The following is a 23,048-nucleotide window of genomic DNA, read 5'->3' on the forward strand; positions in this document are numbered from 1 at the left end:
CAGTGCTCAACCCCCTCGAACCCCTTCGATGGGTATGACCGAGCGTACGTACCGGTGCTCGAACTGTCGAGAGCACACCCTGACGCGCGACTTCGACGTTTCGCACCTCTCCGTTACCTGCCCGAACTGCGATGAGTTCTCGCGATTCGTCAACGGCCGCGTGATCGAGCAGTTCGAGTCCCTGGAGTCGTCGCCTCCGGACCACCTCGACTGGGAGGCACTCGACCGGACCGAGAAGCTGTTGATCAGCGAGCGGATCGTCCGGCAGGGCCACTCGATCGAGGACTTCGAGATGGACGGGGAGTGAGTTCCGCGGCCGCCCCGTCCACGGGTTTTTTTCGACAGGTTCTTGTCAGTCGTATTGCGATACTCGTACGGGAGATGGCGAGTGGCGGCAACACGGTTCGATCCTGATGCACCGGCTCCCGGACGACAGTTCGGCCCTCCTGGCCGCCGTCTTTCGGCCACCGACGGTGAGAGACGCGCCGGTCACAGCGATTCGACCTCGTCGACACTCTCTTCGACGTCTTCTTCGACGCGCCAGAGGTAGAGACTGGCGTAGCTCCGATAGGGTGCCCATCGCTCGGCGTACGCGGACATCTCGGCGCGGGACATCTCCGGCCCGACGAGCGACGCCATGCCCGTCCGGATGCCGAGGTCGCCGACGGGGAACACGTCCTCGCGGCCCAGCGAGAAGATGAGTTGCATGTTCGCCGTCCACTCCCCGACGCCGGTGATCGACGTGAGTTCGTCGACGACAGCGTCGTCGTCCACGTCCTCGAAGTACGTCCGTGAGAGCCCGCGTTCCTCGAAGGCCGTCGCGACGTTGTTGACGTAGCGAGTCTTCTGTCGAGAGAGACCGGCGTCACGCAGTACCTCGTCGTCGGCCGCCAGAACGCCCGACGGCGTCACCTCGACGGCGTCGAACAGTCGCTCGCGGGTGGCGGCCGCCGACGCCATCGACACCTGCTGGCGGACGATCGAGGTCAGAATTCGCGCGAAGAGGTCCTCAGCCGGCGAGATCGTCAGTTCGCCGTGGGTCTCGACGAGGGGTCCCAGGTCGGGATCCTCGCGGAGTCGGTCGTGGGGATCGCTCACGGACGGACGATGGGACGAGAGCGTCGAGAACGTTGCGGTCGAGTGTCGGAGCGAGGACGGGAAAAGTATCGCTGGTGATAATCAGAGAGTGGCAGTTATGTTCAGCGGGCACGGAGCGGTGGGCGTGACGACAGACGACTGGAGCCTGTACGTAGAGGAGAACGCGCTGATAGCCGAGTTCGGTGTCGACATCGAAACGAGAGAAGAAGTCTTTGCGGCCGTCAACGAGCGGTTCGAAGAGCTGGCGACCGATCCCGCCATCGACACGCACGTCTCGGTCCTGAAAATGGAGTCCGCACTCAACGGGGAGGTCTTCGAGAAGGCACAGGAGGCCGCGGAGGCCGGCACCGAGTACGGGATCACGAACTGGATTATCGTCTCGGACGACATCAAGAAGATGGCGCTCAAGAGCAAGATCGGCGAGATCCCCGGCGTCGACATCGAGACGGTCGACAGCCTCGACGAAGCGCTGCGCGTCGCGGTTTAGGTCATCCCTTTGCCGAGCAGTTCGCGTGCGATGATGTTCTTCTGGATCTCGCTGGTCCCCTCGTAGATCTGGGTGATCTTGGCGTCGCGGTAGAACCGCTCGACGTCGAAGTCGTTGACGTAGCCGGCACCACCGTGGATCTGGACGGCCTCGTCGGCGACTTCGACGGCGACGCGCGAGGCGAACTCCTTGGCCATCGAGGCCAGCATCGTCAGCTGGTCGTCCTCGTTGTCGACGCTCCAGGCGGACTTGTAGGTGAGCATCCGGGCGGCTTCGACCTGCGTGTGCATCTCGGAGAGCTTGTGCTGGATCGCCTGGAACTCGCTGATCGGTTTGGAGAACTGCTCGCGGTCCTCGGCGTAGTCGAGCGCGCGCTCTGCGGCTCCCTTCGCGATCCCGACGGCCTGTGCGGCGACGCCCGTCCGGGTCTCGTCGAAGAACTGCATGAGCTGGAGGAAGCCCGCGCCGCGGGTCCCGACGAGGTTCTCCTCGGGGACGCGCACGTCGTCGAGGATCAACTCGGCGGTGTCCGACGCGCGGATGCCGAGCTTGCCGGTGATCTTGTCGGCTTCGAACCCGTCGCGATCGGCCTCGACGACGATCTGGGAGAAGCCGTTGTACCGGCCCTCCGCCTCCGGATCTGTTTTACAGAGTACGACGAAGTAGTCTCCGATCGAACCGTTGGTAATCCACATCTTGTTGCCGTTGATCACCCACTCGTCGCCGTCTTTCTCCGCCCGCGTCGACACCGAAGACACGTCCGATCCCACGTCGGGCTCGGAGATCGCCGCCCCCATGATGGCGTCGCCGGTCGCGACCGGTTCGAGGAACGCCTCTTTCTGTTCCTCCGTCCCGAAGCCGACGAGAGCGTCCGCCCCGAAGGCGGTCGACTGGATGCAGAGTCCGATGCCGGGATCGGCCGCGAACAGCTCTTCGGCGATGATCGCGTTGGTCAGCGTGTCGTAGCCGACCCCGCCGTACTCGACGGGAATGTTCGCGCCCGTGAGTCCGATCTCGGCCGCCTGCTCGACGATCTCACGGGGATACTTCTCCTCGGTGTCGTACTCGGTCGCGTCGGGTTTGATCTCGTTTTCCGCGAACCGTCGCACCTCGTCTCGGACCTGACGTTGCTCGTCTGTGAGGTCGAAGTCCATGTTATCAGTGTTAACTGGTATCACAGATAATGATTTCGTACAGAAATAAACGGCACCGTGGTTGTTATGCGAGAGAAACGTTGAAACCCTGGGCGAGAGTGAATACGCCTGTCATGGATTTTGAGGACATTGAGACTGTGGCGGTGCTTGGCGCAGGGAACATGGGTCACGGAATCGCCGAGGTCGCCGCCATCGCAGGCTACGACGTGCAGATGCGCGACATCAAAGAGGAGTTCGTCCAGGACGGGTACGACAACATCGAGTGGTCCCTCGACAAACTCGCGGAAAAAGAGCAGCTCAGCCAGGACGAAGCCGACGCGGCCCTGGACCGCGTGACACCGCTGGTCGACATGGAGGCGGCCGTCGGCGACGCCGACGTGGTCATCGAGGCCGTCCCGGAGAAAATGGAGATCAAGAAAGACGTCTACGGCGACGTGGAAGGCTACGCCCCCGAGGACGCGATCTTCGCGACGAACACGTCGAGCCTCTCGATCACGGAGCTGTCCGAAGTCACGGAGCGTCCAGGGCAGTTCTGCGGGATGCACTTTTTCAATCCCCCGGTTCGGATGCCCCTCGTCGAAGTCATCTCGGGGGAACACAGCGACGACGAGACGCTCGACGCGATCGAAGCGCTCGCCGAAGCCTTCGACAAGACGCCCGTTCGCGTCCGCAAGGACTCGCCCGGATTCATCGTCAACCGCATCCTCGTGCCACTGATGAACGAGGCCTGCTGGCTCGTCCACGACGACGTGGCGACGATCGCCGAGGTCGACTCGACGACGAAGTTCGACATGGGCCTGCCGATGGGTTCGTTCGAGCTCTCGGACCAGGTCGGCAACGACGTGGGCCTGCACGTCCTCGAATACATGCACGAGGTGCTCGGTGAGCAGTACGCACCGTGTCCGCTGCTCGAAGAGGCGGTCGAAGACGAGCGGCTCGGCAAGAAGTCCGGCGAAGGGTTCTACGACTACGAGAACGGGGGCGTCGACATCCCGACGGACGCCGGCCGCGAGGACGTCGAACACCGTCTGCTGGCCGTGATGGCCAACGAGGTCGGCAAGCTCGTCCAGAACGACGTGGCACCCGTCAGCGACATCGACGAGGCCGTGATGCTCGGCGGCGGCTTCCCGGACGGGCCGGCGAAGTTGGCCGACGAGGCAGGGCTGGAGGCGCTCGTCGACGCGCTCGAAACGGCCCGTGAGGAGACCGGTGCGGCCCGCTACGAGCTCTCGGACGGCCTCGAAGCGGCCGCCAAAGGGGGCGGCTTCTACGACGACGAGGAAGCGGAGTCGACCGACTACGAGTCGATTTCGCTGTCCTACCCCGAGGAGTACGTCGCACAGATCGAACTCGATCGCCCACACCGAATGAACACGGTCAGTCCAGACATGATGGACGAGATCGCCGACGCCGTCGATCACCTCAGCGAGGACGACGAGGTGCGGGCGATCCTGCTGACCGGCGCGGGCGATCGGGCCTTCTCCGCGGGCGCGGACGTACAGTCGATGGCGAGCAACGCGACGCCGCTAGAAGCGATCGAGCTCTCCCGGAAAGGCCAGCAGACGTTCGGCAAGCTCGAGTCCTGTCCGATGCCGGTCGTGGCCGGCATCGACGGCTACGCGCTGGGCGGCGGGATGGAACTGGCCACCTGTGCGGACATACGCGTCGCCAGCGAGCGCTCCGAACTCGGCCAGCCCGAACACGACCTCGGCCTGCTGCCCGGCTGGGGCGGCACCCAGCGCCTGAGCAACATCGTCGGCGAGGGCCGCGCCAAGGAGATCATCTTCACGGCCGAGCGCTACGACGCCGAAGAGATGGCCGACTACGGCTTCGTCAACGAGGTCGTCCCCAACGACGAGATCGACGAGCGGGCGCTCGAACTGGCCGCCGACCTGGCCGCCGGACCGCCCGTCGCCCAGGAGCTGACCAAGAAGGCGATGCTGGCCGGGCGCGACGACACCGACGCCGGACTGGAGGTCGAGGCCCAGGCCTTCGGCCACCTCATCGGCACCGACGACGTGATGGAGGGCATCACGGCGTTCATGGGTGACGGCGACCCGGACTTCCAGGGCAAGTAGGGCCGTCGACCACCGTGGGCGATCGATCCCCACCCCGCCGGTCGGGTGCCGGAGCCGCCTGAACGGCAGCGATCGAGCCGCCGTCCAGTGGTGGATGTGTCGTGCTACCACGGGAGGGGTTTTTGATGCTGGGCTCAGAAGAGAGAGTATCAGCGTCAGGTACGCGCTGTGGGTGCGAACATGACGGGGGAACACAGCAGACACGGCGACCGGGACGGTGCACAGAGCGAGCCTGCCAGCGACCGCCGGCGACGAGGTGTCGCGGACCAGCGATCGAGGGCGGACGTACGGACCGACGGCGGCTTCGAACCGGGATTCTTCAACGCCGTCGTGGAGCGCGTCGGCGTCGCCGTCGGCGTCTACGGGGCGGACGGACGATTTGCCTACGTGAACCAGGCGTACGCCGATCTGCTGGGCACCGATCGCGAGTCGCTACACGGGACGGGGTTGTGGGAGGTGAACCCGGCGATCGACAGAGCGCGATTCGAGGAGTACTGGGAGTCGTTCGACCTCGGAGAGACGCGACAGCGCGAGGCGAGACACAGCCGCTTCGACGGCACCGAAGTCCCCGTCGAGACGCACACGACGGCCATCGAGGTCGACGGGACCCGGTACAACGTCGGGACGATCGCAGACATCAGCGAACGCGTCGAGGGCTGGGAGAAGCTCCGGCGGCAGGACGAGCGACTCGAACAGTTCGCCAGCGTCGTCAGCCACGACCTCCGCAATCCGCTGAACGTCGCCATGGGACGGCTCCAGTTGGCCCGCGAGACCGCCGATACGGATCACCTCGACCACATCGAGCAGTCCCTCGAACGGATCGAGGCGCTCATCGAGGACGTGTTGACGCTGGCTCGGGACGGCAATCGGATCACGGAACCCGAACCCGTCGACCTGGAACGGATCGTCCACCGGGCCTGGACGACCGCCGGACCGGAGGACGGCACCCTCTCGGCCAGCGACGACCTCGGGACGGTGCTCTCCGACGAGAACCGGCTGCTGGAGGTGTTCGAGAACCTCTTCGAGAACGCCGCCAGTCACGCGGGTCCCGGCGTGACCGTCACCGTCGACCGGACCGAAGACGGCCTGGTCGTCGCCGACGACGGCCCCGGAATCGAGCCCAGCGAGCGCGGCGACGTACTGGAGTACGGGTACACGACGACCGACCACGGCACCGGCTACGGCCTCACGATCGTCGAGCAGATCGTTACGGCCCACGGCTGGCAGCTCTCGCTGTCCGAGAGCGAGAGCGGGGGCCTCCGGGTCACCGTCTCCGGCGTCGAATTCGAGTGAGCTGTTCGCAAACTGCCTGCAGAAAGACGATTTTAAATACCACGAGCCTATCTCCCTATATGCGTCGCTCGCTTGGTGTAGTCCGGCCAATCATATTGGCCTTTCGAGCCAATGACCAGGGTTCAAATCCCTGAGCGAGCATTTCTCTCGCGAACAACGTCGTGAGCGAGAGCTATCGCAACAGGATTTGAGCACGCGAGTCGCGGGACTGCAACTGCACGAGGGCTTTCAGTGCTTCAGACTGCCTGCACTGATATCTTCTCTGAACACTACTCGTCCCGTCGACCGTAGCTTCAAATGGATGCCGTGAGTCTCGGCGCGTATGCAAGTAGTCATCCTCGCGGCAGGTGAGGGGACGCGAATGCGACCGCTCACGGCGGACACGCCGAAACCGATGCTGCCGGTCGCAGACCGGCCGCTGGTGGCACACACCGCCGACGCGGCGGTCGAGGCGGGGGCGAGCGAGCTGATACTGGTCGTCGGGTACGAAGCCGACGCGGTCAGGTCGTACTTCGGCGAGGAGTATCGCGGCGTCCCGGTGGAGTTCGCGGTCCAGGCCGAGCAACGCGGCACCGCGGACGCCGTCGGGGCCGCCAGCGAGCACCTCGACGGTCCCTTCGCCGTCCTCAACGGCGACAATCTCTACGATCGATCGTCGATCGCCGCGCTGTTCGACGCCGGCCCGGCCATCGCGGCGTCTCGCGTCGACGATCCGACGGCCTACGGCGTCCTCTCGACGGACCGCAGCACCGTGACGGGGATCGTCGAGAAGCCCGACGACCCGCCGACGGAGCTCGCGAACGCCGGCGCGTACGTGTTTCCGGCCGACGCCCGCGAGTGGCTCGACGTCGAGAAAAGCGAGCGCGGCGAGTACGAGATCACAGACGTGGTCGCGCGGGCGATCGAGACCGGAACCGTCTCCGCGGTCGAGGTCGACCGCTGGCTCGACGTGGGGCGACCCTGGGAGCTGCTGGCGGCAAACGAGTGGAAGCTCGGGGAGCTCGATCGGCGGATCGACGGCGAGGTCCGCGGTGACGCGACGCTCCGCGGAAACGTCGTCGTCGAGGCCGGCGCGACCGTCGAGCCCGGCGTCGTCGTCGAGGGGCCGGCACTGATCCGTGCCGGCGCGGAGGTCGGACCCAACGCCTACGTCCGCGGGGCGACCCTGCTCGCCGAGGACACCCACGTCGGCCACGGCGTCGAGATCAAAAACAGCGTAGTCGGTGCCGGCTCGTCCGTCCCTCACGTCACGTACGTCGGCGACAGCGTCCTCGGCGAGGACGTGAACTTCGGAGCCGGCACGCAGGTCGCGAACCTACGCCACGACGGGGAGCCGGTCAGACAGACAGTCAAGGGCGACCGCGTCTCGACCGGACGGCGGAAGTACGGCGTCGTCGCCGGAGACGGCGTCAAGACCGCGGTCAACACGAGTATCAACCCCGGCGTCACCCTGTCGAGTGGGGCCAGCACGACGCCGGGCGAGTCGGTCACGCGGGATCGGTGAGCGGCGGTGGCGGATCGAGATATCTGTGGGATTAAATAGCGCGACGCCAACGGTTCGGCTAATGGTAGATCCCACGTCGGACCATCACGAGGACGTAGACGAGTCCGAAGCGCCCGACTGCGAGCAGTGTGGCGACGCGATCGTGAACGAACCGACCCACCGCGAGGTGACCTGGATCGAAGGCGGCACCGTCCAGGAAGCGCACTTCTGTGACGAGTCCTGTCTGAACGCGTGGGACGAGCGCTGAGGGCGTTCGTTCCCGCATCGAACGATCTTCATTAGAACAGCGGGTGGCGATCTGAGGTGGTCGAGCCGCCAGTGTGCGCTATCGGTCCATTGTCTGTGACTGAGCTATAGTAGCCATTGAAAATCAATGCACACCCGATCGCACGACGGCAGTGCGATCGGTGTGTAAATCGTTTCAATTGTCACTATAGAGGATCTCGCCAATCCTACTCAAATCAAACAGTTCCCAGTCGTCGCCCAGATCGTCTGCCAGTCCGTCGACGAAGCCGTTCCTCGAAAACAGAGCGTACTCCTCGTCACGGGTGTCTGGTCCCCACCGAACACGCTCTCCTTTCTCGCGTAGCTGTGACGCGAGTCCGTGTCCGACGGGTTCATTCGTCCACTTGCATTCCCCGAGCAGGATTCGATCGTCACCCGGTGCCAGACCGACGATGTCGATCTCGTCCTCACCGTACCACCACCGCCCGACCTCAGAGTATGGTCCGAGATCGTCACGCCTGATTGCAGCCCAAACAGCCTCCCGACAGACATCTTCGAACGTCGTCGCGACGTGGTCCGAGAGATTCGGTTCGATCGTCTCGTCGTAGACGACTGCTGGGGCTTCCTCGATACTGGATCGGTTCGGCTCGACGAACCGGAACCAGAAGCGAAGGAACTCGTCGTCCACGTGGTAGCGGGATCGCTTGGACTGCTTCGACGACGCGGTCACGGGTACTTCCCGGTCGATCAGCCGGAGGCGGCGTAACGTCTGGAGATATTTCGAGAGAGGTCCCGAATCGATTCCTGACGCACCGGCGATCTCACTTGGCGTGGTATGGCCCGTCGCGACCGCCTCGAGGATACTCATGTAGCGGCCGGGAGTGCGCAGCTCGGTCCGAAGGAGAAACGCCGGTTCGTTGTAGAGCACCGCCGTCGGTGAGAGAATCTCCTGTTTGACATTCTCGCCGAGTGGACGACTGTAATCGAACAGAGTGAGATACATCGGCGTCCCACCCGTAATCGCGTACGACTGGACCGCCGCTTCGATGTCGTACGCGATCACGTCACGAGCTTGCTGGAACGTAAACGCCTGGAGATCGATCTGTCCCGTCCGCCGACCGTACAGCGGGCTCTCGTGTCCCAGGACTTCCGACTCCATCGTACTGATACTGGAGCCACACAACACGAGCATCGAGTCCGTCTCCTGTAGCTGTTCGTCCACGAACGACTGGACGTACGACGGCAGTGAGTCGTTCTCGTCGACGAGATACGGGAACTCGTCGATCGCGACGATACACCGCTCTTGTGCGATCTTCTCGCCGAGATAGCTGAACGCCTCGTCCCACCCGTCGATACGCGGAACCCGATCGTCGAAGTGATCGGCAACAGTCTCGACGAATTTCTCACGCTGACGAGCTTCGGCCTCCTGTGCTGCGAGGAAATAGATGTGTGGTCGGCCGTCACAGAATTCCTTGAGGAGCGCAGTTTTCCCGACTCGGCGGCGACCGTACACGACGTAGAAATCGTGACATGGAGTCTCGAAGTCGTCGACGAGTGTGTCCAGTTCGTCCACCCGATCGTAAAAGGTCATACTCTGGATAATGATTACTGCGATAATGACTTATAGCTTCGCGATCCGGGCACCAGAAGCGGACCGTTCGAGACGGGAACGTAATTGATAGCATTTCGCCAGTGCGAGGCGAGACTGGTGTACTGGTGGCTGATGAGCAATTTATGTTGGTCGCAGGATGAGCGAGCGTTGCGCGATCCGGTCGCTCAAAGGGAGGCCGAACGTTCACAAAGACTTAACGGCAGTCGGTCGACTCTCCTCCCGTACAACCGATGAGAGCGCGCACACGATCGGCGCTGCGAGTCCTCTTTCTGACGGTCATGATCCTCTCGGCCGCGGCGGTCGCCCAGTCGTTTCTCCAGTCGACCGCTGGTGCCGAGACGGGCACTGAAACGACGACGGCAACGCCGGCCGCGACCCCACCTGACGACGCGACGACGGTCGCGGAGGAAAACCGATCGGCCGGCGGCGACGCGACGGCCACGGCAGCGCCACCGTCGAGCGGTCTGACGGAGGTCGACGTGGAATCACGGTTTCAGCGGGCGAAATCGGAGACGCTGCCGGGAGAGAACTGGTCGACCCAGCGGGTCCGGGCGGCCAGCGGCGATCGGGGCCTGACCGTCGTCGCGACACAGGGGTTCTACGTGAGTGGCCAGACGGCGGAGCTGGCCGCGCTGACGCCCGACGGGAGCGTCGTCTACTTCAACGACACCTACCGCGTCTACTTCGATGTCGACCCCGTCGAGGGGGAGCGCTACACCGTCGAGTACGTCGCCGCGAAGCGCTTCGAGGGCGAGGACTGCGAGCAGTTCCACAGTAAGCAGTGTACGCGCAACGTCGTCAACCGCGTCAACCTCACGACGGGCGACCACGAGACCGTGTACGCCGAGATGACGCCGCAGGTCGCGTCCGGCCGCTGGCACGACGTGGACAGGATCAACGACACCCACCTGATCGTCGCCGACATCGTCGAAGACTCGGTGTTCGTCGTGGACACGCGCGACGACTCGGTCGTCTGGGAGTGGCGCTTCGACGAACACTACAGCCGCGAGGCCGGCGGCCAGGGCGGGGACTGGACGCACGTCAACGACGTGGAAGTGCTGTCCGACGGCCGGATCATGCTCAGTCCGCGCAACATGGACGAGGTGATCTTCCTCGATCGGACCGACGGCGGCGGGTACGCCGTCGACGAGAACTGGACCCTCGGCGAGGACGACGATCACTCGATCCTCTACGAGCAACACAACGCCGACTACATCCCGCGAGCGTACGGCGGCCCCGCCGTCGTCGTCGCGGACTCCGAGAACGCCCGCGCCGTCGAGTACCAGCGCGTCGACGGCGAGTGGGTCCAGAGCTGGTCCTGGCGGGACGTGCGTCTCAAGTGGCCCCGAGACGCCGACCGCCTCCCCAACGGCAACACGCTGCTGGTCGACTCGAACGGGAACCGGCTCGTCGAGGTGAACGCCGACGACGAGATCGTCTGGTCGGCCGCCGTCGGGATGCCCTACGACGTCGAGCGGATCGGAACCGGCGACGAGAGCGAGGGCGGACCGGCCGCACGGCTCAGGGGACGGGCACCGGTCGAACCCCGGACCCAGCCGGAGGACGGGACGAACGAAACGGCGACCGAAGTCGCGATCGGGGACGGGACGGCGAGCGATCGAACCGTCACGGATCAGTTCTGGCTCGCCCTGAAAGACGTGACGCCGTCGCTGGTCACGAACGGGATCCTCTACACCGCGCCGCCGTGGGTGCTCTTTACCGACCTGGCCTTCGCCGCGCTGTTCGTGCTCGTCGGCCTGTGCTGGGCGAGCAGCGAGTTCTACTGGGCGGGCCACACGCTCCGGGGCGTCGCCGCCGGCATCGGGCGGCGCGTCAGAACAGGGGTCGAGAACGTCCGCTGACGGACTACAGCAGTCCCAGGTCTTCGGCGACGCGGTCGGCGAGGACCTCCATGACTTCGGGATCGACCTGTGCGACCGCCTCGCCGTCGTGGAGCTGTTCGTTGTGGCGCTCGACCGCCGCCTCGACCTCGTCGAAGGCGACCCTGGTCCGGGTGTCGCAGTCCGTACAGATCACGGGGATGTCGGGGAGTTCGTCGTCTGTCATGGTCGCCACTCCGTCCAGTGGGGTGAAATATCATCGGTTTTCCCGACACGACCACGCTGGGACCGACCACAACGGAGTCGCCCGGTAGCAACTCGACTTTCCTTCAGACGATCGTGAGCGCCCCAGCGCCGGTCCTGTGGGGATGAAGGGCAAACATACTTGTCCCGGCCGCCCTCAGCATCGACAATGACGGACGGGGCACACGACGGCACCACGGTCCTCCAGAGCAAGCGGTCGGCGACCCAGTACCAGATCCTCATCGAGATCGCCGAGCGCCAGCCGGCGGTCAGTCAACAGGAGATCGCCGACAGCATCGGCATCACCTCGCAGGCGGTCTCGAACTACCTCCAGGATCTCGTCGAGAACGACTTCGTCCAGAAGCACGGACGAGGGCGCTACGAAGTCACCAAGGAGGGGGTCGACTGGCTCATCACGCAGACGACCGACCTCCGGGAGTTCGTCGACCACGTCTCCGACGACGTGATCGGCGAAGTCGAGATCGAGACCGCCATCGCGACCACCGCCATCGAGGACGGACAGGCGGTCTCGCTGACGATGCGAGACGGCGTGTTGCACGCGACACCGGGCGAGGCCGGCACGGCGACCGCGGTCGCCGTCTCGGCGGCCGAGGCGGGCCGGGACGTGGGCATCACCGACTTCGACGGCGTCTTGGAGTACGACCTCGGGACGGTGGCGATCGTCTCGATCCCGCCGATCCGTGACGGGGGAAGCAGCGACGTGGATCACGCGGCCGTCGCGGCGGAAGCGAGCGACCACGACCTGCTCGCGGTCTCGGGCACGGAGGCCGTCGCGACGGCCCACGCCGCCGACCTCGACATCGACATCCAGTTCGCGACGGCGGCCGCCGTCGCGGAGGCCGCGACGAAGGGGCTCGACGTGTGTCTGCTGGCGGTGGCGGACGATCTGGCCGGGCTGACCGACACGCTGAGAAACGGCGACGCGGCTTTCGAGATCGTCGAATACGACGGCTGAGCCGTCAGGCGTCGGTGGTCTCGGCGTTGGGCGCGTTGCGCTTGACGCTGTCGATGCCGTCGAAGGCCTTCGTCCGCGAGCTGTACCCCTGGCCCCCGTCAGCGAGGATGTTCCCGTTGCGGTGGCGGAGTCGCCAGCGATACTTCCCGGCGCTGTCCTCGAAGACCTCGAAAGCCGCCAGTCCGATGTCCAGCGCCGCGGCGTCGGGCGCGTGTCCCTCGACGCGATCGATGCTCTCGCGCGCGCCTCGCTCCTCGCTGAACCCCTGCCCGCTGTCGGCGACGGTCTCGCCGTTGTCCGCGTCGAGCCGCCAGCGGTACTTGCCGGCCGTGTCCTCGTAGACCTCGAACTCGTAGTCGTCGTCGTCCAGACCAGACCGGACGCGATCGACGGCGTCCCGAGCCCCGCTACGGGAAGCGTACCCCTCACCGCTGTCGGCGAGGATCTTGCCGTTCTTGTGAATCAGCCGCCAGCGCCACTCTTCGGCGGCGTCCTGGTACACCTCGAAGGCCGTCGGATCGGCACGGAGGTACTGTGCCGGTCCGACCCGCTCGCTCACGCGCTCGATGGCCGCCTCGGCCTCGCGGCGCTCGGTGTAGCCCTCGCCGCTGTCGGCGATGATGTTGCCGTTGGCGTGCTGGAGTCGCCAGCGATACCCCCCGGCGTTGTCCTCGTACAGCTCGAACGTCGCCTCGCTCTCGCCCGGCGGATAGGCGACGACGCCCGTCTCGGCCTCGTCGGTCGAGTCGTCGATCTCGCCGTCGAGTTCCACGAGCGCGCCGCCCAGTGCGTTGCGGCGGACGCTCTCGATCCCGTTCTGGGCGTCGACGCGGCGGGAGTACCCCTGTGCGCTGTCGGCGATGATATTGCTGTTGCGGTGGCGGAGCCGCCAGCGGTACTTGCCGCCCCTGTCCTCGTACAGCTCGAACGTCGCCGCGCTGTCGTGGAGCACCGCCAGTTCGTCGGTCCGAGCGGCGACCTGATCGCGAAGGTCGTCGGCGTCCGCTCGGTGTTCGTCGGCCTCCGTACGGGCGCTGTCGGCGTCCGCCTGCGCCCGTTGGGCCGCCGACTCCGCGGCCGAGACGGCTCTCTCGCCGTCGGTCTCGTTCAGCATCGGCACGAGGATCGCACCCAGCGCGATGACGGCCATCCCGATGCCGTAGGTCCCGAAGACGATCGAGCGCTGTCCGCGCCCGCCGTCGAACGAGAGGACGAGCCAGACGATCGCGAGGACGCTGATGGCCGCCCCGACGTAGGCGACCCTCGTCGCCCGGCGTTCCAGCGGGAGCCGGACGATCGGCCCGATCAGGACGAACAGCAGTCCGAGTCCGCCCAGGGCGATCCCGGCCAGTCGCTGGAACGACCCGCTGGTCTGTGTGGCAGTCGAGCCGGCGAGTAACACGCCGAACAGACCGACCACGACACCGAAGACGAACAGCCAGTAGCCGTACACTTCGTCGTCGGTCGTCGGCTCGGCGATCCGGTTGCGATACCACTTGAGCAGGGCTCCGTCCTCCGCACTGGAACGTTCCATATCTACAATGAATATCGACCACGTGATACTTAAAGATGCAGTACGGGTTCGCAATCTCCGGTATAGAGCGGCTACCCGAAGGATACATGCGTCTCGAAGCGGTCTCGACTGATACGTGTCGGTCCAGGGACTCGTCCGGTCGGGACGGTCCTCGGCTCGGTCGAGACGGCGTAGGCGACGCCTGCCGATCGTCATCGGGACCGAGCGGCCGCTAACGAAAGGATACTTAACTTGACTGGACGGATGGGATGGTGTATGGATCAGGTCGCCGTGTTCGGGATCGGAAGCACGAACTTTCGGTACGGAGTCGCGGTCCCGAACGGAGATATCGTCACGGACGTGACCGTCGAACCGACCCGACCGTACGACCTGGAGCGCCAGCTCGTCGACGCCGCCGCGGATCTGACCGCGGCGGCGACGGAACCGCTCTCCGGGGTCGCCATCTCCTGTACCGGCCTCGTCGACAGAAACAGAGCGCAGATCGACGAGCTGGACACGACCGACGGCGACACCGTCGATCGGATCGAAGCCGGCCGGGCGATCCACGAGGCCCACGGTCTCCCGGTCGTCGTCGAAAACGACTGCAACGCCGCCGTGCTGGGCGAGTGGCAGTACGGCTCTCGCGACGACGTCGACACCCTCGTCCACGTCACGTTCGGCACCGGCATCGGCGGCGGCGTCGTCGACGACGGCCGGCTCGTCCGGGGCGAGTTGGCCCAGGCCGGCGAGTTCGGTCTGCTCCCGGTCGCACCCGACAGCGACGTGGAGAGTACAGGCGTCACGGGCGCGTGGGAGGCGTTCTGCTCGGGACGCGGGATCGCTCGGACCGTGTCCAGATGCATCGTCACCGAGGAGCCGGAGACGACTCTCGACACCGAGGTGACGGCACAAGACGTGTTCAGAGCCGCATCGGAGGGGGACGCGTTCGCCCAGTCCTGTCTCGATCGCGTCGCGCGGTACAACGCGGCCGGGATCGGAGCCATCTGTAACGCTCTCAATCCGGGGTTGATCACCGTCGGGGGCGGCGTCGCAATGAACAACGAGCACGTCGTGTTGGACGGAATCGATCGGCACCTCGACGACTACCTGTTCGTCGAGCGTCCCGAGATCCGAGTCAGCCGCCTGGGCGACGATATGGGAACCGACCGCGAGCGAACGAGCCGACACGGACGACTGATACTGTCGCCACGCCGGGACAGTCGCCACTGGGGTGATGGAGTCGTTCGCGGGCGGGCGATCGCCAGCCCGAGAAAGCGTCCGGTCGACGTGAGTCCGCAGGAAAGAGGGCGTGTCAGGCCGGGCTCGGCGTCTGGACCGTCGAGACGTATGCGGTGAGGTCCGTGGTGGAGATGATCCCGATGACGCCCTCGGTCTCGTCGACGACGGGGACGTGGTGGATGCCCGCTTCGAGCATCAGGTCTGCGACCGCCTGAATCTGCTCCTGTGCAGTCGTCGTCAGCACGTCCGTGCTCATGTAGCGCTCGACGGTCGTCTGGGCCTTCGGATCGCTCTCCTTGACGATCTCCACGAAGTCGGTCGACGTGAGAATCCCTCGGATGTCGTTGTCGTCGTCGGTGACGATCAGCGAACCGATCGATTCGTCGATCATCAGCTGTGCCGCGTCCTCGACGAGCGTATCTGGTGAGACCGTTACCGGGTCAGATGTCATCAGCCGTCCGACAAAAATGTCGTCCATGTGCAGATGTACCAATGTCGGCCTAATATGCGTTGCCATCACGGCAGAACCGTTCACCAGTTCGGTGGTGTCGAGTATCCGATAGTTCACCAAGCAATCATTGTCGATGGATGTCAAACGGTTGTATATGTGTCAGCGAGTCACTCGCCAGACGGCGAGTTTCACAGCCGACCGCGACGGCGGTGAGTGCGATGGATGAGTTCGTCCACGTCCCCGACGAGGCGTTCGTCGAGGGGACAAACGTCGCCCAGTTCATGCGGACCTACGACATCGCCGACTACGAGGAACTGATCGCACGCACCACCGAGCACGTAGACGGAGCGCCCGCGTCCGGGATCGACTGGTTCTGGGACGAGATCGTCGACTACCTCGACATCGAGTTCTACGAACCGTACGACCAGATCCGGGACGACACGGACGGCCCGCAGTTCACCCGATGGTACCCCGGCGGCACCATCAACCTCGCGCACAACGTCCTGGATCGCCACGCCGCCCTCGACGGCGAGGCGCGCAACCGCGTGGCCTGCATCTGGGAGGGCGAACCCGGCGACCAGCGCCACGTCACGTACCACGACCTCCACCGACAGGCCAACCGCGTGGCCAACGCGCTCCGCGAGCGGGGCATCGAGCAGGGGGACACTGTCGGCCTGTACATGCCGATGGTCCCCGAAGTCGTGTCGATCCTGTACGGCTGTTTCAAGCTGGGAGCGATCGCCGTCCCGATCTTCTCCGGTTTCGGCGTCGACGCGACCGCGACCCGGATCGCGGACAGCGACTGTTCCGTGCTCTTTACCGCCGACGGATTCTACCGGCGCGGCGACGAGATCCGGCTGAAAGACACCGTCGACGAGGCCATCGACCAGGCCGGCGGCGTCACAGACACCGTCGTCTTCGACCGCCTGGGTGCGGTCGACGAGATCCCATGGACCGATCGCGACGAGCGGTGGGCCGACGCCGTCGAAACCGCCGACGCGACCTTCGAGACCGAACACCTCGACGCGAACGACGAGTCGATGCTGCTGTACTCCTCTGGGACCACCGGGGAACCGAAAGGGATCGTCCACACACACGCCGGCGTCCAGGTGCAGACGGCGAAGGAGCTACACTTCGGGTTCGACTTGCAGCCCGCAGACCGGTTCTTTTGGGTCTCCGACATCGGCTGGATGATGGGCCCCTGGACGCTGATCGGGACCCACACGTTCGGCGGCACCGTCTTCATGTACGAGGGCGCGCCCGACCACCCCGGCCCGGACCGGTTCTGGGACATGATCGAACGCCACGGACTGACTCAGTTCGGCATCAGTCCGACGGCGATCCGCGCGCTTCGCAAACACGGTACCGACCCCGTCGAGGCCCACGACCTCTCGTCGCTGCGACTGCTGGGATCGACCGGCGAACCCTGGGACGACGAGTCCTGGCGGTGGTTCTACGAGCACGTCGGCGGCGGCGAGACCCCGATCGTCAACATCTCCGGCGGCACCGAGATCTGCGGGTGCTTTCTCATGCCGATGCCGATCCAGCCCCTCAAGCCCTGCACGCTGGGCGGCCCGGGGCTGGGGATGGACATCGACATCGTCGACAGCACCGGCGAGTCCGTCGCGGACGACCACGAGCGGGGCTTTCTGGTGGCACGGGACCCCTGTCCCAGCACGACGAAGTCCCTGTGGAGCGGCGACGAGCGCTACCTCGAAGAGTACTGGTCGACGTGGGAGGACTGCTGGGACCACGGCGACTGGGCGCAGAAAGACGAGGACGGACTCTGGTACCTCCACGGCCGAGCCGACGACGCGCTCAACGTCGCCGGGCGGAAGGTCGGCCCCGCGGAGGTCGAGGGGGCACTGATCGCACACGACGCCGTCAATCAGGCCGCCGCCGTCGGAGTGCCAGACGACACGACGGGCACCGCAGTCGCCGCGTTCGTCGTCCTCGAAGACGGCGTCGAGGCAGGCGAGGACCTTCGGGCAGACCTGCGCTCGCAGGTCGGTCGCGAGCTCGGCAAGCCGTTCCGTCCCCGAGACGTCGTGTTCGTCGACGGTTTCCCCAAGACACAGAGCGGCAAGATCGTCCGCCGGGCCGTCGCGGGTGCCTACACCGGCGAGACGATCGGCGACACCAGCAGCATCGAGAATCCGGAGACGATCGACGCGCTGGCGGCGGCCGCCAGCGAACAACGCGAGGGGTGAGCGCACGTCGCGCCACACGTCGGTCAGACCGGGTATGCTGGCGGTAACCAAGAGCTATTAATGTAGAAGCCACAATGGATGGTCACTGGATGACCGCAACGACACAGTCCGACACCGGTGAGTCACTGCCGCGCCACCAGCTCGAAGACGCACCGCCGAGTGCCAAGTTCGTCCACTGGGTGCTCGACAGCGAAGGAGCGATGACGCAGGCACAGCTGGCCGAGGAAACGCTGCTCCCGAAACGAACGGTGCGCGCCGCGCTCGAAACTCTCTCGGAAGCCGACCTCGTCACCGAAGAGGTCTTTCTGCCCGACGCCCGCAAGAAGGTCTACCGAGCGTCGACAGTCTCACCGTAGGCAGTCCTGGGCCGCTGCGGTCTCTCTTCGTCGATCGATCCACCAGCGACGCGAGAGTCTCGACCGGCGGAGTTTCTATTCCGAACCCACTTACGACACGTAACTATAACCGTGGGGACCACGTAGCCGTGCGACGATGACAGACGCCAGTGAGCCCCTGGAAGTGTGGTGTGCCGGTGAAGAGTGGTGCCCGATCACGACGACGGCGTCGGTGATCGGCAAGAAGTGGCACCCGGTACTGGTTCATCGCCTGCTCGAACACGGCCCGTCCGGGTTCAACGAACTGAAAGAGAGCGTCGACGGGATCTCCAGCAAAGTCCTCTCGGACAGTCTCGAAGACCTCCAGGAACACGGTCTGGTCGATCGCGAAGTCATCAGCGAACAGCCGTTTCGCGTCCAGTACTCCCTGACAGAGCGGGGCTCGTCGCTCGAACCGGTGATCGACGCGATGGCCAAGTGGGGGAAAGCCCACCTGACGGAACCGAGCGACGACGCCGCCCAGCAGGCATGATCCATGTCCGGACACGACGACCCGATCGACCTCCGATCGGACACGGTGACCAGGCCCTCGACAGCCATGCGGGAGGCCGCCCGCAACGCCCCGGTCGGCGACGACGTATACGGCGAAGACCCCACCGTCGCCGAACTGGAGGCCCGTGCCGCCGATCTGCTCGGGAAAGCCGACGCGCTCTTCGTTCCCAGCGGCACCATGGGCAACCAGATCGCCGTCCGGGCCCACACCGAACGAGGACAGGAACTCCTGCTGGATCGTGAGTCACACATCTATCGCTGGGAACTCGGCGGGACCGCCCAGCACGCACAGGTCCAGTGTCGCACGGTCGACGCCGACGACCGCTGCGTACCCACTCCCGAACAGATAAGCGAGGCGTTCGTCGCCGAGGACCTGCACCGACCGGGGACCGGTCTGGTGACCCTGGAGAACACGCACAACTACCGCGGCGGCGTCGCGATCCCCGAATTCCACGTCGACGCCGCGTGTGACGCGGCACACGCGCTCGACGTACCGGTCCACCTCGACGGCGCGCGGCTGTGGAACGCCGCGGTCGCGCTCGACACCGCGCCGGCCGCGCTCGCCCGAGAAGCGGACTCGGTGATGGCCTGTCTCTCCAAGGGACTGGGCGCACCCGTCGGCTCGGTCCTCGCAGGCACCGAGTCGTTCGTCGACGAGGCCCGTCGCCTCCGGAAGCTGTTCGGCGGCGGAATGCGCCAGGCGGGCATGATCGCGGCACCCGGTCTCGAAGCGCTCGACAACGTCGACCGGCTCGCCGACGACCACGAGAACGCACGGCGGCTGGCGACCGGTCTCGACGCGATAGACGGCCTCCGCGTGCCGACACCGGAGACCAACATCGTCGTCGTCGACAGCGAACCCGCCGAGATCACCAGCGACGCCTTCGTCGAGGGCTGTGTGGCGCGTGGCGTTCGCTGTGGGAGCGTCTTCGAGTACACGACGCGGCTGTGTACCAACCTCGACGTGGACCGCGCCGACGTCGACGCGGCGATCGATCGGATCGGACGCGTGGTCCGAGCGGCCACCGAGTAGCCGGCTCCGAGGCCAGATCGTCGTGGGACCCGACTCGACTCTGGGACTCCGAGTGTGTGGATCGAGAAGCAAAGGTTCTTGCCACTCCCCAGCATAGCCGCATCTATCGAACCCCCGTTGCCGTCGTTTTCGCAGCCATTGACGGCCACTAATCGTTGATTTCAACCCATGAGTTCCGCAGACGAGACACTTGAGAAGATTCGAACGACGGTCGAGCAGGAAACGCCGGACGACATCGAGATCGCCTCGGTGACGTTCGAAGGGCCAGAACTCGTCATCTACACGCCCGACGCGCGGAAGGTCGCCAACAGGGACCGGCTCGTGCCGAACCTCGCCCAGACCCTCCAGAAGCGCATCAACGTCCGCCCGACACAGGGCGCACTCGTCGACGAGCAGCGCGCCCGCGAAGAGATTTCGTCGACGATCCCGGACGCCGCGGGCGTCCAGAACCTCGACTTCGACCACGACACGGGCGAAGTGTTCATCGAGGCCGAGAAGCCCGGCCTCGTCATCGGCCGCCACGGCGAGACGCTCGACGAGATCTCGGCCTCGGTCGGCTGGACCCCCGAGGTCGTCCGGACACCACCGATGGAGTCCTCGACCGTCTCGAACGTCCGGAACTTCCTCAAACAGGAACGGACCGAACGGCGCGACATCCTCGAACGCGTCGGTCGCCAGATCAACCGTCCGACGACGGACGACGCCGACTGGGTGCGCCTGACGACGCTCGGGTGCTGTCGAGAGGTCGGGCGCGCTGCCTTCATCCTCTCGACGCCCGATTCGCGCATCCTCGTCGACTGTGGCGACAAGCCCGGCGCAGAAGGAGAGGTGCCCTACCTCCAGGCACCGGAGGCCCTCGCCGCCGGTCCGCAGTCGATCGACGCGGTCGTACTCACGCACGCCCACCTCGACCACTCCGCGCTCATCCCGATCCTGTTCAAGTACGGCTACGACGGCCCGATTTACACCACCGCGCCGACCAGAGACCTGATGGGACTCCTCCAGCTCGACTACCTCGACGTCGCCGCCAAAGAGGGCCGCACACCGCCCTACGAGAGCCAGCAGGTCCGGGACGCACTCAAGCACACGATCCCCGTCGAGTACGGCAACGTCACCGACATCGCCCCGGATATCAAGCTCACGATGCACAACGCCGGCCACATCCTCGGGGCGGCAGTGACACACTTCCACATCGGCGACGGTCACTACAACGTCGCCTTCTCGGGAGACATCCACTACACCGACACCCGTCTCCTCGACGGCGCAGTCAACGACTTCCCGCGCGTCGAGACGCTCGTGCTCGAATCGACCTACGGCGGGAAACACGACTTCCAGACTGATCAGGCCGACTCCGAACGTGTCCTGAAGCAGGCGATCAACGAAGCACACGACCGCGGCGGCAAGATCCTCATTCCGGCCTTCGCCGTCGGTCGTTCACAGGAACTCATGCTCGTCCTCGAAGAGGCGATGCGTAGCGGCGATATTCCGACAGTACCCGTCTATCTCGACGGGATGATCCGCGAGGCGACAGCGATTCACACCGCCTATCCCGAGTACCTCCGCGACGACCTCCAACAGCGGATTCTCTACGAAGACGAAAATCCCTTCCTCGCCGAGCAGTTCCAGCAAGTCGACGGCGGCCAGGAGATGCGCCAGGACATCGCCGACGACGAACCCTGTATCATCCTCACGACCTCCGGGATGGTCACCGGCGGTCCAGTGATGTCGTGGCTCCGCCTGCTCGGCAGCGATCCGGACAATACGCTGATGTTCGTCGGCTACCAGGCGGAAGGTACGCTCGGTCGACAGATCCAGCGCGGACAGGACGAGATCACGCTCTCGGACGGCAGCGGGCCCCGCGCCGAACGCGTCTCGCTGAAAATGGAAGTCGAAACCGTCGACGGCTTCTCCGGCCACGCCGACCGGCAGGGACTGGAGACCTTCGTCGAGACGATGCATCCCCGTCCCGAGAAAGTCATCTGCGTCCACGGCGACGAACAGTCGACGAACCAGCTGTCGTCGGCGCTCTACCAGAAATTCAACATGCGGACCTACAACCCGAAGAACCTCGAAACGTTCCGGTTCGTCTAGGTCTGGAGCGTCACCGCGAGTTCGCCCCGTTCGGCGTACTGCTCTAAGATATCGCTGCCGCCGACGAACTCCCCGTCGACGAACGTCTGTGGAATCGTCTCACGCCCACTGTGTTCTTCCAGAGCTACCCGGTACTCGTCGAGTGACTCCAGCACGTCGACCGTCTCGAAGTCGTCGCGATGCTGCCCGATCAGCGTGAGTGCCTTGTCCGAGTAGCCACACTGTGGCATCATTTCTGTTCCCTTCATGAACAGGACGACCTCGTTGCTCTCGATCGCCTCGTCGACTCGTTCCGTGACCTCGTCCTGTGGTAGCCCCTCGTTCGGATTGAACGTCATACGCGTGTTCTCGCTCTCCGTGCGCAAATGGCTTGTGCTATAGTAACAATTGAAACGATTTACACACCGATCGCACTGCTGTCGTGCGATCGGGTGTGCATTGACTTTCAATGGCTACTATAGTCCGCCTCGCCTGGCGTGTCCGTCTCGATTTCGATCGCGTGAATGTCCGTCGTCATGTGCCCGTCGAGGGCGTCGTACACCCGCTGGTGACGGTCGACGAGTGACTCGCCTTCGAAAGCCGGAGCGATGACTCGCGCCGCGTAGTGGTCGTCTTCCGCAGTCCCGTGCGATATCGTCACTGTCGCGTCTGCGTCGTCGATCCCGGTCTCGATGAGTCGTTCGATCTCGTCGGTATTCATACGGGCACCACGCGGGCGAGGGAAAAAACGCTTGCCACAGCGGCCGCTTGGAGGGAGTACTGCCGCTGTCGATCGACATGAAAAAAGCCCACAGCCGTAATGGCTGCGGGCTCTAAAGTATGAGTAGCAGGCGGCGAACCGGCTTTCCCAGGGGTTCGCACACCCCAGTACTCACTGGAACGCTGGCAGGCTTAACGTCCGTGTTCGGGATGGGTACGGGTGTTTCCCTGCCGCTATGGCCGCCTTTACGCCGAGTCGTGGAGTCGAACCACGAGGATACCAGTCTCGGTCTCCGCGTCTACGTGCGATCCAGTGAACGCCTGGACTCGTGCAACGCAACGAGTCACAGTGCAATGAGTGTGTGGCTTCGGTCGATTAGTGCTCGCGGGCTCAACGTCTCGTTGCCTCGACGC

The 23,048-nt window shown here is 65.0% G+C and carries 22 protein-coding genes, 1 tRNA gene and 1 rRNA gene; 15 read left to right on the plus strand and 9 right to left on the minus strand.

Features of this window, described 5'->3' with window-relative positions; all coding sequences use genetic code 11:
* Window positions 1–34: 34 nt before the first annotated feature.
* Entirely contained in the window at window positions 35–307 is a 273-nt protein-coding gene (locus HALKA_RS0118675; RefSeq protein ID WP_018259427.1) for a hypothetical protein, read from the plus strand.
* Between the two features lie 182 nt (window positions 308–489).
* On the opposite strand, the gene HALKA_RS0118680 is transcribed toward HALKA_RS0118675, so the two are convergent.
* Window positions 490–1,098 carry a DNA-3-methyladenine glycosylase family protein gene (locus HALKA_RS0118680; protein ID WP_018259428.1) on the minus strand — a complete coding sequence of 203 codons (609 nt, stop codon included), beginning with the start codon at window positions 1,096–1,098 and terminating at the stop codon, window positions 490–492.
* Window positions 1,099–1,195: 97 nt separating this feature from the next.
* On the opposite strand from HALKA_RS0118680, the gene HALKA_RS0118685 reads away from it, so the two are divergent.
* Window positions 1,196–1,585 (plus strand): hypothetical protein, encoded by a 390-nt coding sequence (locus HALKA_RS0118685; protein WP_015763024.1) that lies wholly within the window; start codon window positions 1,196–1,198, stop codon window positions 1,583–1,585.
* On the opposite strand, the gene HALKA_RS0118690 is transcribed toward HALKA_RS0118685, so the two are convergent.
* A complete protein-coding gene (locus HALKA_RS0118690) occupies window positions 1,582–2,739 on the minus strand; it encodes an acyl-CoA dehydrogenase family protein (RefSeq protein ID WP_015763023.1) in 1,158 nt (385 codons plus the stop codon). The two genes, HALKA_RS0118685 and HALKA_RS0118690, sit on opposite strands and share 4 nt — an antisense overlap.
* 113 nt (window positions 2,740–2,852) lie before the next feature.
* Between HALKA_RS0118690 and HALKA_RS0118695 the strand changes: the two genes are divergently transcribed.
* From HALKA_RS0118695 to HALKA_RS0118715, 5 genes are all read left to right on the plus strand, one after another.
* A complete protein-coding gene (locus HALKA_RS0118695; RefSeq protein WP_026190423.1) occupies window positions 2,853–4,817 on the plus strand; it encodes a 3-hydroxyacyl-CoA dehydrogenase/enoyl-CoA hydratase family protein in 1,965 nt (654 codons plus the stop codon).
* 180 nt (window positions 4,818–4,997) lie between these two features.
* The gene (locus HALKA_RS0118700; RefSeq protein ID WP_018259430.1) at window positions 4,998–6,110 is read left to right on the plus strand and encodes a sensor histidine kinase; all 1,113 of its coding nucleotides are present in this window, start codon (window positions 4,998–5,000) and stop codon (window positions 6,108–6,110) included.
* 66 nt (window positions 6,111–6,176) lie between these two features.
* A tRNA-Glu gene (locus HALKA_RS0118705) sits at window positions 6,177–6,251 on the plus strand.
* Window positions 6,252–6,432: 181 nt separating this feature from the next.
* Window positions 6,433–7,614: a bifunctional sugar-1-phosphate nucleotidylyltransferase/acetyltransferase gene (gene glmU, locus HALKA_RS0118710; RefSeq protein ID WP_026190424.1), complete on the plus strand. Its 1,182-nt coding sequence runs from the start codon at window positions 6,433–6,435 to the stop codon at window positions 7,612–7,614.
* 61 nt (window positions 7,615–7,675) lie between these two features.
* Window positions 7,676–7,861 (plus strand): DUF7576 family protein, encoded by a 186-nt coding sequence (locus tag HALKA_RS0118715; RefSeq protein ID WP_018259432.1) that lies wholly within the window; start codon window positions 7,676–7,678, stop codon window positions 7,859–7,861.
* Between the two features lie 174 nt (window positions 7,862–8,035).
* Here HALKA_RS0118715 and HALKA_RS0118720 read toward each other — a convergent pair whose 3' ends face one another.
* Window positions 8,036–9,430 (minus strand): ATP-binding protein, encoded by a 1,395-nt coding sequence (locus tag HALKA_RS0118720; protein ID WP_018259433.1) that lies wholly within the window; start codon window positions 9,428–9,430, stop codon window positions 8,036–8,038.
* Between the two features lie 251 nt (window positions 9,431–9,681).
* Here HALKA_RS0118720 and HALKA_RS0118725 point away from each other — a divergent pair, with 251 nt between their 5' ends.
* The gene (locus HALKA_RS0118725) at window positions 9,682–11,313 is read left to right on the plus strand and encodes an aryl-sulfate sulfotransferase (RefSeq protein ID WP_018259434.1); all 1,632 of its coding nucleotides are present in this window, start codon (window positions 9,682–9,684) and stop codon (window positions 11,311–11,313) included.
* A gap of 4 nt (window positions 11,314–11,317) precedes the next feature.
* Here the strand turns inward: HALKA_RS0118725 and HALKA_RS0118730 are convergent, their stop codons facing one another.
* Complete coding sequence (locus tag HALKA_RS0118730) at window positions 11,318–11,518, minus strand: DUF8149 family protein (protein WP_018259435.1); 201 nt, start codon at window positions 11,516–11,518, stop codon at window positions 11,318–11,320.
* A 186-nt stretch (window positions 11,519–11,704) separates the two neighbouring features.
* Between HALKA_RS0118730 and HALKA_RS0118735 the strand changes: the two genes are divergently transcribed.
* Window positions 11,705–12,511 carry a DUF7839 domain-containing protein gene (locus HALKA_RS0118735; RefSeq protein WP_018259436.1) on the plus strand — a complete coding sequence of 269 codons (807 nt, stop codon included), beginning with the start codon at window positions 11,705–11,707 and terminating at the stop codon, window positions 12,509–12,511.
* 4 nt (window positions 12,512–12,515) lie between these two features.
* Here the strand turns inward: HALKA_RS0118735 and HALKA_RS0118740 are convergent, their stop codons facing one another.
* Window positions 12,516–14,045 (minus strand): YegP family protein, encoded by a 1,530-nt coding sequence (locus tag HALKA_RS0118740; protein WP_018259437.1) that lies wholly within the window; start codon window positions 14,043–14,045, stop codon window positions 12,516–12,518.
* Window positions 14,046–14,300: 255 nt separating this feature from the next.
* Between HALKA_RS0118740 and HALKA_RS0118745 the strand changes: the two genes are divergently transcribed.
* Complete coding sequence (locus tag HALKA_RS0118745; protein WP_018259438.1) at window positions 14,301–15,380, plus strand: ROK family protein; 1,080 nt, start codon at window positions 14,301–14,303, stop codon at window positions 15,378–15,380.
* Here the strand turns inward: HALKA_RS0118745 and HALKA_RS0118750 are convergent.
* Complete coding sequence (locus HALKA_RS0118750) at window positions 15,337–15,741, minus strand: CBS domain-containing protein (protein ID WP_015763012.1); 405 nt, start codon at window positions 15,739–15,741, stop codon at window positions 15,337–15,339. The two genes, HALKA_RS0118745 and HALKA_RS0118750, sit on opposite strands and share 44 nt — an antisense overlap.
* Window positions 15,742–15,932: 191 nt before the next feature.
* Here HALKA_RS0118750 and HALKA_RS0118755 point away from each other — a divergent pair, with 191 nt between their 5' ends.
* The 5 genes from HALKA_RS0118755 to HALKA_RS0118775 all read left to right on the plus strand — a co-directional run bounded on the left by HALKA_RS0118755 (window position 15,933) and on the right by HALKA_RS0118775 (window position 21,935).
* Window positions 15,933–17,924 (plus strand): AMP-binding protein, encoded by a 1,992-nt coding sequence (locus tag HALKA_RS0118755; protein WP_018259439.1) that lies wholly within the window; start codon window positions 15,933–15,935, stop codon window positions 17,922–17,924.
* Between the two features lie 89 nt (window positions 17,925–18,013).
* The gene (locus tag HALKA_RS0118760) at window positions 18,014–18,280 is read left to right on the plus strand and encodes a helix-turn-helix domain-containing protein (RefSeq protein ID WP_018259440.1); all 267 of its coding nucleotides are present in this window, start codon (window positions 18,014–18,016) and stop codon (window positions 18,278–18,280) included.
* A 136-nt stretch (window positions 18,281–18,416) separates the two neighbouring features.
* A complete protein-coding gene (locus HALKA_RS0118765) occupies window positions 18,417–18,791 on the plus strand; it encodes a winged helix-turn-helix transcriptional regulator (RefSeq protein WP_018259441.1) in 375 nt (124 codons plus the stop codon).
* A 3-nt stretch (window positions 18,792–18,794) separates the two neighbouring features.
* Window positions 18,795–19,844, plus strand: coding sequence for a threonine aldolase family protein (locus HALKA_RS0118770; RefSeq protein ID WP_018259442.1), 1,050 nt, complete (start codon window positions 18,795–18,797; stop codon window positions 19,842–19,844).
* 168 nt (window positions 19,845–20,012) lie between these two features.
* Window positions 20,013–21,935: a beta-CASP ribonuclease aCPSF1 gene (locus tag HALKA_RS0118775; protein ID WP_018259443.1), complete on the plus strand. Its 1,923-nt coding sequence runs from the start codon at window positions 20,013–20,015 to the stop codon at window positions 21,933–21,935.
* Here the strand turns inward: HALKA_RS0118775 and HALKA_RS0118780 are convergent.
* The 3 genes from HALKA_RS0118780 to rrf form a co-directional block, all read right to left on the minus strand.
* Complete coding sequence (locus HALKA_RS0118780; protein ID WP_026190426.1) at window positions 21,932–22,273, minus strand: glutaredoxin family protein; 342 nt, start codon at window positions 22,271–22,273, stop codon at window positions 21,932–21,934. The genes HALKA_RS0118775 and HALKA_RS0118780 overlap by 4 nt on opposite strands.
* A gap of 107 nt (window positions 22,274–22,380) precedes the next feature.
* Window positions 22,381–22,635: a BolA/IbaG family iron-sulfur metabolism protein gene (locus HALKA_RS0118785; protein ID WP_018259445.1), complete on the minus strand. Its 255-nt coding sequence runs from the start codon at window positions 22,633–22,635 to the stop codon at window positions 22,381–22,383.
* 125 nt (window positions 22,636–22,760) lie between these two features.
* Window positions 22,761–22,882 (minus strand): 5S ribosomal RNA (rrf, locus tag HALKA_RS0118790).
* Between the last annotated feature and the right edge of the window lie 166 nt (window positions 22,883–23,048).

Origin of the sequence: Halomicrobium katesii DSM 19301 (assembly GCF_000379085.1) — an archaeon.
In the GTDB taxonomy this organism is placed as follows: Archaea; Halobacteriota; Halobacteria; order Halobacteriales; family Haloarculaceae; genus Halomicrobium; species Halomicrobium katesii.

Coding starts and splice junctions, on each gene's coding strand:
- HALKA_RS0118775 (WP_018259443.1), top strand. CDS start 20,013: ATGAGTTCCGCAGACGAGACACTTGAGAAGATTCGAACGACGGTCGAG.
- HALKA_RS0118685 (WP_015763024.1), top strand. CDS start 1,196: ATGTTCAGCGGGCACGGAGCGGTGGGCGTGACGACAGACGACTGGAGC.
- HALKA_RS0118765 (WP_018259441.1), top strand. CDS start 18,417: ATGACAGACGCCAGTGAGCCCCTGGAAGTGTGGTGTGCCGGTGAAGAG.
- HALKA_RS0118720 (WP_018259433.1), bottom strand. CDS start 9,430: ATGACCTTTTACGATCGGGTGGACGAACTGGACACACTCGTCGACGAC.
- HALKA_RS0118745 (WP_018259438.1), top strand. CDS start 14,301: ATGGATCAGGTCGCCGTGTTCGGGATCGGAAGCACGAACTTTCGGTAC.
- HALKA_RS0118730 (WP_018259435.1), bottom strand. CDS start 11,518: ATGACAGACGACGAACTCCCCGACATCCCCGTGATCTGTACGGACTGC.
- HALKA_RS0118725 (WP_018259434.1), top strand. CDS start 9,682: ATGAGAGCGCGCACACGATCGGCGCTGCGAGTCCTCTTTCTGACGGTC.
- HALKA_RS0118760 (WP_018259440.1), top strand. CDS start 18,014: ATGACCGCAACGACACAGTCCGACACCGGTGAGTCACTGCCGCGCCAC.
- HALKA_RS0118715 (WP_018259432.1), top strand. CDS start 7,676: ATGGTAGATCCCACGTCGGACCATCACGAGGACGTAGACGAGTCCGAA.
- HALKA_RS0118785 (WP_018259445.1), bottom strand. CDS start 22,635: ATGAATACCGACGAGATCGAACGACTCATCGAGACCGGGATCGACGAC.
- HALKA_RS0118675 (WP_018259427.1), top strand. CDS start 35: ATGACCGAGCGTACGTACCGGTGCTCGAACTGTCGAGAGCACACCCTG.
- HALKA_RS0118750 (WP_015763012.1), bottom strand. CDS start 15,741: ATGGACGACATTTTTGTCGGACGGCTGATGACATCTGACCCGGTAACG.
- glmU (WP_026190424.1), top strand. CDS start 6,433: ATGCAAGTAGTCATCCTCGCGGCAGGTGAGGGGACGCGAATGCGACCG.
- HALKA_RS0118770 (WP_018259442.1), top strand. CDS start 18,795: ATGTCCGGACACGACGACCCGATCGACCTCCGATCGGACACGGTGACC.
- HALKA_RS0118695 (WP_026190423.1), top strand. CDS start 2,853: ATGGATTTTGAGGACATTGAGACTGTGGCGGTGCTTGGCGCAGGGAAC.
- HALKA_RS0118700 (WP_018259430.1), top strand. CDS start 4,998: ATGACGGGGGAACACAGCAGACACGGCGACCGGGACGGTGCACAGAGC.
- HALKA_RS0118690 (WP_015763023.1), bottom strand. CDS start 2,739: ATGGACTTCGACCTCACAGACGAGCAACGTCAGGTCCGAGACGAGGTG.
- HALKA_RS0118780 (WP_026190426.1), bottom strand. CDS start 22,273: ATGACGTTCAATCCGAACGAGGGGCTACCACAGGACGAGGTCACGGAA.
- HALKA_RS0118740 (WP_018259437.1), bottom strand. CDS start 14,045: ATGGAACGTTCCAGTGCGGAGGACGGAGCCCTGCTCAAGTGGTATCGC.
- HALKA_RS0118735 (WP_018259436.1), top strand. CDS start 11,705: ATGACGGACGGGGCACACGACGGCACCACGGTCCTCCAGAGCAAGCGG.
- HALKA_RS0118755 (WP_018259439.1), top strand. CDS start 15,933: ATGGATGAGTTCGTCCACGTCCCCGACGAGGCGTTCGTCGAGGGGACA.